The organism is Haloarcula sediminis, from assembly GCF_035656455.1.
GTDB lineage: Archaea > Halobacteriota > Halobacteria > Halobacteriales > Haloarculaceae > Haloarcula > Haloarcula sediminis.
On record NZ_JAYMGA010000005.1, the window covers coordinates 39,424 to 51,484 of the forward strand.

Below are 12,061 nucleotides of genomic sequence, written 5' to 3' on the forward strand. Positions count from 1 at the left end.
CGGCGGGGGGCGCGCCTAAGGGTTGTGTTCCCGCGCCAGGTCGCCAGGGTCGGTGCGGTCGACGAGCCCGTCGAAGTCATCGTCGAAGCTCAGGACGGTGTCGATGTCGTGTGTTTCAGTAAACGCGACTGTGGTCGCGTCGGTGAAGCTCAACTGCTGGTCGTCGTAGCGTTCGAAGATGTCGACGGCAGCCTCGAAAACTGCGTTCGAGAGATTCCGAAGCTGGAACAGTTCGGGAAAGTCACCGTCACCACGGAGTCGGCGGCCGACTCGCATCGCTTCGGCGTGGCTGTCGGTCCGCGTCAGCGTTAGCGTCACCGTTTCGTCGTAGATGTAATCCGTGACGTACGGCTGCCCGTGTTCGCCCCGGAGTATGGTCGATACTGCCGTCACTGCGGTATCGTGTCGGCCTGCACCTCGGTCCGCTTGCGCATAGAATACCCCGGAGTCGACGACGACCGTCATCCGTAGAGGATGTCGTCGATGTCTTCTTCGTCAGTCTCGACACCCGAGTCGAAGGTGCCATCGAGAAACGCGTCAATCTCCTCCTCGGACGCGGGCACGGTCGACTCTCTGAACGAATCGACCACGTCTTGCCGCGACTGATACGCGTCGTCGATGAGCCGCGAAAGGAGTTCCTGCTGTGTGACTTTCTTCCCGGCCTCCAGCCGTATCTCGGCCTGTAGCTCTTCGAGGCGAGCTTTCGCCTCGTCGTCGACTTTGACCGCCGTCGTCATAGTTACTAGGTACCGTCCGTTACTCAATAAACGTTCGTCCGCTCACCGCTCAAACAGCGCGTAGTACATGATGCCAACGGCGGAGCGGCCGTCCCGCAACTCGCCCGTCCGGACCGATTCGAGCAGGTCCTCAAACGCCGCCGTCTCCACGCGGATGGACTCGTTGAAGTCGAGGTCCTGCTGGGCGGTCGGTTCACAGCCCGTCGCGAGGAAGTAGTGGAACACGGAGTCAGCGTAGCCGTTCGCGGGCTCGGCGGTGTAGAGATGTTTCACAGTACGGGCCTCGTAGCCGGTCTCCTCGCGGAGTTCGCGGGCGACGGCCGCCCGCGACTCGTCGTCGCTGTCCTCCACGCTCCCCGCGGGCAGCGCGCGGTTGACCCGCTTTACTGCCTGACGCCACTCCTCGATGACGACCACCTCGCCCTCGGGGGTCAGCGGCAGGACGACGACGCTGTCGCCCTCCCGGAGGAAGTCGAAGTCGGTCTCGGTACCGTCGGGCAGCTGTACGTCCTCGTGGACGATGTCGAAGCCCGGACAGCTGTAGGCGATAGCCGTATCGAGCGTCTCCCACGCGAGGTCATCGGACATATCGGCCCCTGTGGTCCCAGGAGTAAACTGATTGTCGTCCCGTGCTCATAGTGATACTTGTAGCGATGTGCCGGTACGCGCCGACCCCTGGCGTCGGTGCTCTCCGGAGATAACCTACGAGAATTACGATCAGAGCTTCGACTGGTCGCGGGCCTGTCGGGTTCGCCGCGTCGCCTGGTCGAGGCGCTTCCGGGCGGCCGCCGACAGCGGGTCCGGCATGTCGTCGCTGGCCTCGCCTATCTTCGTGCTGACCCGTTCGAGACGGGCGGCGACGGTCTCTAGCTGCCGGTCCGCGTTCCTGCGGTCGCCGTCCTCGGCTCGCTGAGCGGCCCGTTCGGCCGCGTCGACGACGGCACCGAGCGCCCGTGCGAGCCCGCCGATGGAGTTCTCACGCCCGCCGCTGTCGTCATCGTCGTCGTCGTCGGAATCGCCGTCCTGAATCGCGGCCACCTCCGCCTGAGTCTCCGCCGCGATGTCCACGACGAACGACGCGAGCGACGCCTTGCCGGTGTTTGGCGCTCCGAGACGGACCGGCTCGTCGCTGTCGGGGTCGGGGTTGACGCGGTCGGCCCCGACTGCGTCGTCGGTGTCCCTGACCTCCGTGGTGTAGGCGCCGCCCCCGTGGACGTAGGCCGCGTCGGGGCCGTCAAGCGGCGCGTCGTACAGCCGACCGCCGAAGTCGTCCTCGACAGCAAAGCGGGTCAGCTCGCTGTCGGCGTCTTCGGGGTCTATCTCGACTTTGCGGGCGTTCTCGCGGGCGACGAGCGGTATCTCGCCGTCGACGCCGGCCGCCGTGGGGCTCCCGTCGTCGGCGACAGACACCGACTCGCTGTGTGGCGCCGCGCCGGCCCGGTTGACCGTCAGCCGGTGGTCGCCCGCGGGGACGTCCCTGACGGCGGCGACCCCGCCGAAGGTCGGGACCGCCTCGGGGTCGCTCTCCAGTAGCGCGACGGCCTCGAACTCGGAGCCCTGCGTTGTCACGCCCTCGTCCTCGGGCGCGTCGGCGCTGGAGACGGCCTCCGAGACGCTGGCGACGACGGTGTTTATCGCGGCCGCGTCGCCGATGGCGTCGTAGCGGTCGGCCAGCGCCGAGCGGTGGTTGGGCTCTGAGATATCCGCCGCCGGGTTCGCGTACCGGGACTGGCCCCACGGCGCGCCCGTCGTCGAGATGTGCCCCGAGACGGCGTCCTCTCCGAACTCCGGCACGGCGAACTCGAAGCTCAGCTGCGGGCCGGTGAAGTCGGTGATGTGCTCTATCTCGGCCGTCGGGGCCAGCTCGTACCCGATGTCGGCGTCGCTCTCGCGCTCGGCGTGGTCGAACACCAGCCCCGTCGCGCGGTCCGGGAGCGCCGACAGCGAGCCGGAGAGTGTTTCGAGCGAGCGCACCGTCAGCGCCTGAGGAACGAGGTCAGACCGCTCGACGGCCGGCAGGTCGGGATGGTCATACAGCGGCGTGCCCTCGTACTCGGGGACGAGATAGGGGAGTCTAGAGCCCTCGTCGCGGGGCAGGCCGTAGGCGAACGGAATCGCCGCGATGTCCTCTATCGTCTCGATGGCGCTGTTGGTGATGTCGGCCAGCCCACCGCCCTCAGAGACGCGCTCGAACTCGTCTTCGGCGTCGTTGAGCGACAGCGCACTGGAGTGTGAGCCAAGCTCCGAGAGGATTCGCGGCACCGTCTCCGGGTCCGGGTCGAGGAACTCGTTGTTGGGCACCTTCCGGGAGTGCGAGCTGGCGACGTAGAGCTGTGGCTCGTCGGTCTCGGTGTCGACGAAGACGTGCAACACCTCCCAGTCGTGCCAGTGGAAGTTGGTGGTGAACTGGTCGAAGGCGGAGTAAAACCAGAACTGGACGACCGCCAGCGGCGACTCCTGGTACTCCACGGCGTTGTAGAACACCGTCGGCTCCGGCGGCTGGTCGCCGGTGAACCGCTCGTGGTAGCCATCGAGCGCGTCGAACCCCGTGACGATGGTCTCGCCGTCCCGCTGGCTGGTGTAGGGCCGGGGGTCCGTCGGGAACCACGGCTCGTTCTCGTCGAAGTACACCGTCGGCGCGAACTGTGTGGCGAGCCGACGCGACCGCTCGGCGTCGAGCGTCGTCGGCGTCCCGTCCTGACCCGACGAGAACACCGGACAGCCTGCCAGCGAAGCGGTGCCGGCAGTGGTGAGCGTGCCAAGCATCGCGCGCCGGTTCAGCGTCGGCTCGGCCACGCGTTACCGGCCCCCTCGGATATCTCGCTCACTGTGTCCGGCACGGCCATCGACCGGGCGATACAGCTGCATTATACCACAGGGACGCCATCGCGGGACAAAGGTGTTCTGGCAGCCGGCGTATCGAGCGCCCCACCCGCGTTCAGTACCGCTCGAACCCGTCCGTGTCGAGGTAGTTGTGCGCGACCGTGATTGCGTGGTCCGCATGCAGCGGCTCCGGGCCCAGCGAGAGCCGCCGGTCGGCGTGGGTCTCGATGTGTGCGGTCTCCTCGGCACCGAAGTCGTGGTGGTCCGAGAGGACGAACACGGGGTCGGCCGGCGGTTCGATGTCGGCGGCTGGGTCGCCGTCCTCGTGGAGCTGGACGATGGTGCCGTCGCGGGCCACGTCTTCGAGCGTCGGCGCGAACCCGCGCCGGGTCAACGAGACCCCCGGCGAGGTCTCGACCGGGACGTGGCCGATGGCCTCCTCGCGCTCTTCGAGCGCGTTGCGGACCAGCGCGGCCGTCGAGCGCTCGTCGGGATTGAGCCGGCGGAGGTCGCTACCCTCGAAGGTAACGGTGTACTCGTCGGCCAGCACGAGGTGGACGCGGACGGCCTCGCGGATGGCGTGGGAGAGAAAGAAGGCACTGGTGACACACCGACAGAGCACGTCCAGCCGGCCGGCGGCCCCGGCGAGGTCGTCAAGCGAGAACTCCGGCGTGGTGGGCGCGTCGTGACCGATAACGACGAACTGTCTCATACCGCCCCCTGTCGCCGGGCCGGGTTAGCCCTGTCGAAGCTCACTCCGGGTCGACGAACTGGCCGTCCTCGACGGCGATGAGGTCCCTGGAGACGGCGGCCTCGATGACGGCGTCGAACTCCGCCGGGTCGATGTCGTAGGCGCTCGTGGCCACCTCGCGTATCTCGGCCTTGTCGACCGGGAACGGGCGGTTCTTCAGCAGCCGCATCACCTTGTTGTACTCCAGTTTCGTCAGCGTCGGCTCCGTCTGGTCGGTCGCGTCGGCCTCATCGTCGTCAGTCGCACCATCCGATGTGGAGTTCGCTGGCGCGTCGTCGTGGGCGGGCGCAGTCGAGGCCGCCTCGTCCGCGGTGTCGCGCGTCGGGGACTCCCACTCGTCGGCCTCGGTGGTCGGCTCGTCGTCGGTCCCGTCGTCGCGGAGCGGGTCGCGGGACGAGTCAGCCGGCTCGGCGCCGTTGGTCGCCGGCGTCCCGGTCGTCTCGGTCTCGCTCAACCCGCCGGCCGTCGCGTCGTCGGCCGGCGAACCGTCCCCCGTCGCCGCCACCACCTCCTCGACGACGGCACCCAGTTTGCGCCGGCAGTCCCCACAGAGCACGACCGTCGGGCCGTCCTCGGGCGGCTGGAGGCCCTTCGGGACGACGGGGTATTCGGAGAGCGAGGCGTCGAAGGCGTCCCCACAGAAGTAACACGAGGCCAGTCGGTCCATACGGGTCGGTGTCGACCGTCGGATATTAAGCCCACCGGGGTCGTCGCGTCCGGCTATCACTTCCCCGGTCCGTCTCAGCCGTCCGCGTGAGCGAAGACGAAGGCCCGCAACAGCTTCGCGGCCAGCGTCGCGGCCTGACCGTCGTCGCGGTCGTTGACCTCCACGACGTCGAAGCCGACGGCGTGGGGGGCGACATCCCGAGCCACGTCCCGGAGTTCGCGGGGTTCGAGTCCAAACGGTTCCGGCGTGCCCGTGCCCGGCGCGAAGCCGGGGTCGGCGGCGTCGATATCCACCGAGAGGTAGGCCTGCTCGTCGCCGAAGTCGGGCGTCCAGTCGGCCACGTCCTCGGGAGGAACGACGGTCACGTCGCTCTCGCTTGCGCGCTCCCACTCGGCCTCGCTGCCGGTGCGGGCGCCCAGGACGACCGCGCGGTCGGCGACCGCGAGCGCGTGGTGGGTCACCGTAGCGTGTGAGAGGTCGTCGCCGGCGTAGGACTCCCGGAGATCCAGATGGGCGTCGGTACAGACGAACACGTCCGGCGCCAGCGCGCGGACGGCGGCGACGGTGACGGTGTGTTCGCCGCCGATGAGAAGCGGGACGCTGTCGTCGCCGGCGAACTCGCCGATGGCACTCTCCAAGAACGTGAGGTATTCGGCGGTGTCGGCCGTGGGGCCGATATCGCCGTGGTCGTACACACCGAGGTCGGTGAAGTGTCGCCCGGTGTGGTGGTCGTAATCGTCGAACTGTTCGCCGAACTCACGAACGCGGCGCGGGCCAAAGCGGGCGCCCGGACGGAACGAGGTCGAGGCGTCCAGTGGCGCCCCCACGAGAGCGTAGGCCGCCCCCTCGCGGTCGGCCACCGCGCCGGGAAACGTCATTACGAGCGTGTGATCTTGCGCTGGTCCTCGTATTCGAGGTACTCTATCTCGTCGTCGGGTTCGAGGTCAACGTCGTCGGGCATCAGCATGGTGAACGTGTCGTAGGTCTCCAGGTCCATCACCTGCGCGTCGCCGCCGTCGGTCGAGACGACCTGCCCCTGCTTTCGGTTGACGATGGGGACCCATATCTTCGCGTCGACGGGCTGGGAGAGCGAGCGCTTCTTGCTGTCGAAGACGCCGCGGGCGTCGATGCGGGCCTTCGCGCTGCCGTGTTTGCCCGGCTTGGCCGTGCTGTAGGAGTCGATCTTACACGGCGTATCCTCTATCATCACGTAGCTTCCTTCGTCGAGTTCTCGGACTTCCGTCTGCTGTCGAGCCATACGGCCGTTTAACCCGTGTTGTAGTATAAACGGTTTGGAATCGGGGGCGCCGACGGAATCTACCGGCGCGGTGGCAGGTACCGACGGAGTCGAACGTCTTATTACCAGCAGGTAGTAGTCAGTGGTATGGCTCTCTCCGACGCGCAGTTCGAACAGTACCAGCGCGACGGCTACGTCGTCGTCGAGGATTGTCTCGACGGCGCCGTCGTCGAAGCGGTGACCGACCGCATCGAGTCCTACGTCCGGAACGACCGCGAAGAAACGGAGTTCGAACGGATGCTCGAACCCGACGCCGCCGGAGACGCGCTCGGCGACGCCGACCCGGTCCGGAAGTTCGAGGGGATCGGAATGGTCCGCGAGGACGACGTCTTCGCCGACCTCGTGGCCGACGAGAACGTCCTCGACGTCGTCAGGCAGCTCCAGGGCCCGAACCTCTCCCTGCTCCGGAGCGCCGCCATGCTCAAGCCGCCGCGGGTCGGCAGCGAGAAGAAGTACCACCAGGACGCCGCCTACTACCCCATCCACCCGATGGACCACGTCACGGTGTGGATGGCGCTCGACCAGGCCACGACCGAGAACGGCTGTATGCAGGTCGTCCCCGGCGCCCACAGGGACGGGCTCCTCGGTCACGAAGCCATCGAGTACGACACCGACATCACCATCGCCGAAGGCGACTACGGGCCGGACGACGCCGTCGCCCTGCCGATGGAGCCCGGTGACGTGCTCTTTCAGCACTGCCTGTTGCCCCACTACACCGCACCCAACGAGACCGACGACTGGCGCCGGGCCTACATCGCCGCCTACATGCGCAACCGCTCGCGCTTTACCGACCCGGACCCGCCCGAGTGGGTCGACAGCTACCACGTCAGCGGCGAGACCTTCCCGGGGTGTGTGTAGATGGCGACGAGTGACGCGGGCGGACTGGTCGGGAAGCTACGGAACATGGGCCCGACGTGGCTCGCCGGCGCCATCGCCACCGGGCCGGCGACCATCGGCGCGCTCGTGACTGCGGGAGCGGGCTACGGCTACACCCTGCTGTGGGTGGTCGTCCTCTCGGCGGTGATGGGCGCGGCCGCACAGTATCTCGCGATGCGGCTGGGTCTGCTGACCGAGTCCGGCATCGTCTCCGCCGTCGAGGACAACCTCGGCTCGTCGTGGGCGTGGCTGCTGGTGGTCGACGCCGTCATCGCGGCGGGGCTCGCACAGCTGGTCATCATGAAGACCCTGGCCGGAGTTTCGGCCGAGGTCACCGGCCAGAGCCCCGTCGTCTGGGCGGTCACCTGGAGCGTCGTCCTCGCGGTCGGCCTGGCCGGCGGCGGCTACCGCTACGCCGAGCGTGGCGCCAAAGTGCTCGTCTCGCTTGTCGTCCTGCTGTTTGTCGCGTCGCTGTTTGTCGTCCCCATCGACGTCGGTGCGGCCGCGACGGGACTGGTCCCGTCCATCCCGGCCGGCGTCGAGGGCGCGCTGCTGGCGGCCGGCATCCTCGGCGGCGCGGTCCACATCGCACTGGTGACGATGCAGTCCTACACGATGCGAGCGCGGGGCTGGACGACCGACGACAGCGCACTCGCTCGCTTCGACATCGGCGCCTCGATGCTCGTCGCCTTCGGCATCGCCAGCCTGGCCATCTTCCTCGTCGCCGCCTCGGTGCTCTCGGACCCGAGCCTCGGCGTCGTCGGCGCCGCGAACGCGCTTGGCCCTCTCGCCGGGAGCAACGCCAAGTGGCTGTTCCTGCTGGGGCTGTGGGGTGCGGCCGTGACGACGCTGGGTGCCAACACCGTCGTCCCGCCGTATCTCGTCGCCGACAAGATGGGATGGGAACAGGACACCGCAGACTCCCGATATCAGGCTACCGTGGCCGTCTTCGCCCTCCTCAGCGCGCTGGGCGTGTTCATCCCCGGCGCCGTCTTCGGGCTGCTCGTCCAGGCTCTGGCCATCGGCTTCGTCGGCACGCCGTTCGTGCTGGCGCTGGTGCTTTACCTGCTGAACGACCCGACCGCCGTCCCACAGACGAGTTCGACCGTCGAGAACGTCGGCGGCCTCCTGCTTATCGGCGTCAGTACCGTGGTCGCGGGCCAGTGGCTCCAGCGCGTGGCGTCGGGCGGCGTCACCGACCCCGTCTCGCTGGCTATCCTGGCCTTTGCCGCCGTGCTTGGCGCGGCGATGGTCGGTCTGGTTGGACTGGCGGCGCGGAACTGGCTGGCCGAGGACAGCGAGCCGGCGGTCGCCGCCGACTGAATGCCGCCGTCCGTTCCGCTCGACGGGGCCACGCTCGTCGTGGGTCCGTCAAACGCCGGCAAGACCCGACTGACGGCGAAAGCGCTCGACCGCTGGGTCGACGCACACGGGCCCGACGGCTGTGTCGTCCTCGATTTCGCGCCGACCGTCGAGCGCGACGGCGAGATACTGGGCGGGCCGCTCACGCAGTTCACGACGGTGCCCGACAGGGTCTATCACGGCGTCGTCGACGCACACGCGCCGCGGGCCGAGGGGACGGGCGACGCCGAGGCGCTCGCGCTGGCAAGGGCCAACGCCGCGGCGGCTGCCGACCGACTCGACGCCGCGCCGGCCGAGCCCCAGGCTGTGTTCGTCAACGACGCCACCATCGCGCTCCAGAGCGAGCGGACGCTGACCGAGCGGCTGACCGGTTACTGCGACCGGGCCGACTGTAGCGTCGTAAACGCCTTCGAGAGTGACGAGCTGGGCGTCGACAATCCGGTGTCGAGAAACGAGCTACAGGCCCTAGAGCGGCTCCGGGCGTGGGCCGACCGCGTGGTCGAACTCAGGTGTCGCTGACCGGCTCCGACTGGTCGATGTCGGAGACGGCGATGAGCAGTCGGTCGTCGTCGAGCGCAGTCACCAGCTTCGACTCGGTGAACGTGTCCCCGTCGGCGCGCAGCCCCTCGCTGCGACCCTCCCACGTACCGCCTTCCCGAACCACGGGTAACACGTTCGACCTGACGTGGTCGACCTCGCTCTCCGGGTGGAGCTCCGTCCAGTGTTTGCCGACGATCTCGTCCGGTTCGTAGTCGTAGAAGGAGGCGTACAGCTCGTCGACCCGTTCGAAGCGCTCGTCGGGACCGATGACGCCGACGCCGTCCAGTTCGGTCTCGACTGCCGTATCGAACTGCCCCTCAGAGTGGACGGCGTGTTCGACGCGCCGGATGAGCATCGTGTACGGTTCGGTCCCGTGTCCCTTCTGGAGGTAGTCCGAGAGGCCGGCACTGATTATCTCCGCGGCGACGCTGTCGGCCTCCTCACTGGAAAACAGCAGTACCGGCAGCGTCGGCTCGGTCTCCCGGATCGCCTCGACCAGTTCGATACCGTTCATCTCGGGCATCCGGTAATCGGTGATGACACAGTCAAACGCCGTTTCCGACTCCCGGATACGACTCAGCGCGTCATCGGGGGCCGTCTCGGTCGTGACCTGACAGCGGAGACCGCTCGCATCGGCTTCGAGGTGGTGTTGGACCAGATCGCCCAGTCCGGGACTGTCGTCGACGTGGAGCACCCGAACGGACTCATCAGCGCTGGCGGCCATGCTTGGTCGGACGTTATCGAGTGGACGGATAAACGGTTCGCTCGCTGTTCTCAACGGTGAAAACTGACGAGTGGGGCGGTCACTCCTCGTCGCCGAGGCGCCCGTGTCCGCCGGTCGCCCCGGTCTCCTGCTGGCGCATGCTCTGGCGGGTGAACTGCGGTTTGGCGCGGACGCCCTTCTTCCGGCGGAACGACCACCAAAGCGAGAGGGCGAGCGCCAGCACGGCGAGGCCGGCGACACTCGCGATTACCAGCCCCGCCTCGGCGTAGAGGAACGCCGTCGAGAACAGCGTGCTGGCGAGCATCATCCCGAGGATGAGCCGTTTGGTCATCGTCGCCAGCAGCCTGTCGGAGTCCTCTATGTCGGCCCGAACGGTGAGTTCCTCGCGTTCGACCCTGTCGAGGACGGATTCGAGCTTTGGCGGGATGCGGACCGCCGACTGGGCGGCCTCGGTCACCTCGTTTGCGCGGTCCTCGACGTAGTTTTTCACGCCGGCGGTGATATACCCCTCCTCGCGCAGGAAGTCCGTCGCGACCGAGATGAAATCAAAGTCCGGGTCCAGCGTCACACAGACGCCCTCGACGACGGTCGCCACGCGCAGGACGAGCGCCAGATTCGCCGGCAGGCGCAGCGGGAACTCGTAGATAGTGTCCTCGACCTGCTGGACGATCTGCTGGACGCGGTACTGCTCTATGTCCTCGCCACGGGCGTCGGCGATGGCCAGTTCCATCACGTCGCCCATCACCTGCCGGTCCGCTTCGGGGCTCAGGGTGCCCATCTCGATGAGCGCATCGAGGATAGCCTGGATGTTCTGGTCGGCGACGGCGGCGTAGAAGTCGATTATCTTCTCCTGGACGAACGGGTCCACCCGGCCGGACATCCCGAAATCGTAGAAGACGAGCTTGCCGTCGTCCTGGACGGCGAGGTTCCCGGGGTGGGGGTCCGCGTGGAAGACCCCGTCTTCGATAATCATCTGGAGGTAGGCCGTCTGCAGCGTCCGTGCCAGTTCCGTCCGGTCGAACCCGCGCTCGTCGAGGTCGTCGATGTCGTTTATCTTCGTGCCGGGGACGTACTCCATCGTGAGCACCCGCCGCGTGGAGTGAGTCTCGACCACATCGGGAATGCGGATACGGTCGTTGTCGGCGAAGTTGCCCCGAATCTCGCGGAGCATCTCGGCCTCGCGCTCGTAGTCCATCTCCTGGCGGATGGTCTTGGCGAACTCGTCGGCCAGCGTCTCCAGGGAAAAGGAGCGCGCGTCGTCGATGAAGTACATCAGAATCGGCAGCGACCAGCGGATGACCCGCAGGTCGGCCTCGACGAGGTCCTCGATGTCGGGCCGTCGAATCTTCACCGCCACGTCCTGCCCGTCGACCTCGGCCTGGTACACCTGTCCCAGCGACGCGCCGCTGATAGCGTCGGTGTCGAACGCGGCGAACCGGTCGTCGACGGGCCCCAGCTCTTCTTCGAGGACGACTTTCGCCCGCTCCCAGTCGGCGGGGGGCACCTGGTCCTGCAGGGACGCGAACTCGTCGATGTACTCCGGCGGGAGCACGTCCGGGCGCGTCGACAGCAGCTGGCCCAGCTTGATAAACGTCGGACCCAGCGTCAACAGCGAGTCAAGCAGCGACTGGGCCCGTTTCCGGCGCTGTTCGCCCGTCACCTGCCGGGAGGAGCCAAAGACGATGAACCGCTTTCGGTCGCGGGCGTACGCGAGCAACAGCGGGAGGAACTGCCGGGCGACGCGGAGGAACCGCCAGTACGCGCGGAGGTTCACCGACTGGGCACCCCGCACACGCAGCGGTTGCTGTAGACCGGTCCCCGAGAGCGCCGTCCCGGGGTCGGCAGGCACCGATGCGTCGCTACACCAATCACGATCAGGCCTCGTCGATGGGGATGGTCGTACTCGGCGCGGCCGTCGCCTTCGGGATGGTGAGTTCGAGAACGCCCCGGGAGACGGTCCCCTCGGCACCCTGGCCCGTGGCGTCCGGCGGCAGCGGCAACTCGACGTCCAGGAACACGGAGCGGTCCTCGCGGACGAACCGGAACTCGCGGGGCACGTCCTTGCTTCGCTGGCCCTCGATGACGAGGCGACCGGCCTCGACCGTGACCTCCAGGGTGTCGGCGGTCACGCCCGGCAGATCCAACACGAGCAGGTACCCCTCCTCGGATTCGAGCACGTCGGCGAACACGGCGTCGGGGAGCGACCCCAGCGCCTCGCGCAGGGCTGACATGGCCGAGTCTAGGGATGGCGCAGTGGTAAACCCGGCGGTTCCGACAGTCTCGG

The 12,061-nt window shown here is 67.7% G+C and carries 14 protein-coding genes; 3 read left to right on the forward strand and 11 right to left on the reverse strand.

All coding sequences use genetic code 11. The features are described from left to right. Window positions 1-15: 15 nt before the first annotated feature. From VJ162_RS09210 to VJ162_RS09245, 8 genes are all read right to left on the reverse strand, one after another. On the reverse strand, window positions 16-465 hold the full coding sequence (locus tag VJ162_RS09210) for a type II toxin-antitoxin system VapC family toxin (RefSeq protein ID WP_324663815.1): 450 nt from the start codon (window positions 463-465) through the stop codon (window positions 16-18). Beyond that, entirely contained in the window at window positions 462-737 is a 276-nt protein-coding gene (locus VJ162_RS09215; protein WP_324663816.1) for a hypothetical protein, read from the reverse strand. The genes VJ162_RS09210 and VJ162_RS09215 overlap by 4 nt, the downstream gene beginning before the upstream one ends. A 42-nt stretch (window positions 738-779) precedes the next feature. Then, window positions 780-1,325 (reverse strand): NUDIX hydrolase, encoded by a 546-nt coding sequence (locus VJ162_RS09220; protein ID WP_324663817.1) that lies wholly within the window; start codon window positions 1,323-1,325, stop codon window positions 780-782. 129 nt (window positions 1,326-1,454) lie between these two features. After that, window positions 1,455-3,503 (reverse strand): hypothetical protein, encoded by a 2,049-nt coding sequence (locus tag VJ162_RS09225; protein WP_324664245.1) that lies wholly within the window; start codon window positions 3,501-3,503, stop codon window positions 1,455-1,457. 172 nt (window positions 3,504-3,675) lie between these two features. After that, the gene (trmY, locus tag VJ162_RS09230; protein WP_324663818.1) at window positions 3,676-4,272 is read right to left on the reverse strand and encodes a tRNA (pseudouridine(54)-N(1))-methyltransferase TrmY; all 597 of its coding nucleotides are present in this window, start codon (window positions 4,270-4,272) and stop codon (window positions 3,676-3,678) included. Between the two features lie 40 nt (window positions 4,273-4,312). Next, window positions 4,313-4,978, reverse strand: a complete 666-nt coding sequence (locus VJ162_RS09235) for a hypothetical protein (RefSeq protein ID WP_324663819.1) — start codon at window positions 4,976-4,978, stop codon at window positions 4,313-4,315. Between the two features lie 74 nt (window positions 4,979-5,052). Further along, window positions 5,053-5,856: an agmatinase gene (gene speB / locus VJ162_RS09240; RefSeq protein ID WP_324663820.1), complete on the reverse strand. Its 804-nt coding sequence runs from the start codon at window positions 5,854-5,856 to the stop codon at window positions 5,053-5,055. Beyond that, window positions 5,856-6,236: a translation initiation factor IF-5A gene (locus VJ162_RS09245; protein WP_324663821.1), complete on the reverse strand. Its 381-nt coding sequence runs from the start codon at window positions 6,234-6,236 to the stop codon at window positions 5,856-5,858. Before VJ162_RS09245 ends, speB begins: the two co-directional genes overlap by 1 nt. 126 nt (window positions 6,237-6,362) lie before the next feature. On the opposite strand from VJ162_RS09245, the gene VJ162_RS09250 reads away from it, so the two are divergent. Genes VJ162_RS09250 through VJ162_RS09260 form a run of 3 tightly spaced genes read left to right on the forward strand, consistent with a single transcriptional unit; the run spans window position 6,363 to window position 9,032 of the window. Continuing rightward, window positions 6,363-7,133 (forward strand): phytanoyl-CoA dioxygenase family protein, encoded by a 771-nt coding sequence (locus tag VJ162_RS09250; RefSeq protein ID WP_324663822.1) that lies wholly within the window; start codon window positions 6,363-6,365, stop codon window positions 7,131-7,133. Beyond that, window positions 7,134-8,474 carry an NRAMP family divalent metal transporter gene (locus VJ162_RS09255; protein WP_324663823.1) on the forward strand — a complete coding sequence of 447 codons (1,341 nt, stop codon included), beginning with the start codon at window positions 7,134-7,136 and terminating at the stop codon, window positions 8,472-8,474. Beyond that, the gene (locus VJ162_RS09260) at window positions 8,475-9,032 is read left to right on the forward strand and encodes a hypothetical protein (protein WP_324663824.1); all 558 of its coding nucleotides are present in this window, start codon (window positions 8,475-8,477) and stop codon (window positions 9,030-9,032) included. Here the strand turns inward: VJ162_RS09260 and VJ162_RS09265 are convergent. From VJ162_RS09265 to VJ162_RS09275, 3 genes are all read right to left on the reverse strand, one after another. Beyond that, complete coding sequence (locus tag VJ162_RS09265) at window positions 9,019-9,777, reverse strand: response regulator (RefSeq protein WP_324663825.1); 759 nt, start codon at window positions 9,775-9,777, stop codon at window positions 9,019-9,021. The genes VJ162_RS09260 and VJ162_RS09265 overlap by 14 nt on opposite strands. Window positions 9,778-9,856: 79 nt before the next feature. Beyond that, a complete protein-coding gene (locus VJ162_RS09270; protein WP_324664247.1) occupies window positions 9,857-11,551 on the reverse strand; it encodes an ABC1 kinase family protein in 1,695 nt (564 codons plus the stop codon). A gap of 100 nt (window positions 11,552-11,651) precedes the next feature. Then, the gene (locus VJ162_RS09275) at window positions 11,652-12,008 is read right to left on the reverse strand and encodes an Hsp20/alpha crystallin family protein (protein WP_324663826.1); all 357 of its coding nucleotides are present in this window, start codon (window positions 12,006-12,008) and stop codon (window positions 11,652-11,654) included. Window positions 12,009-12,061 lie beyond the last annotated feature (53 nt).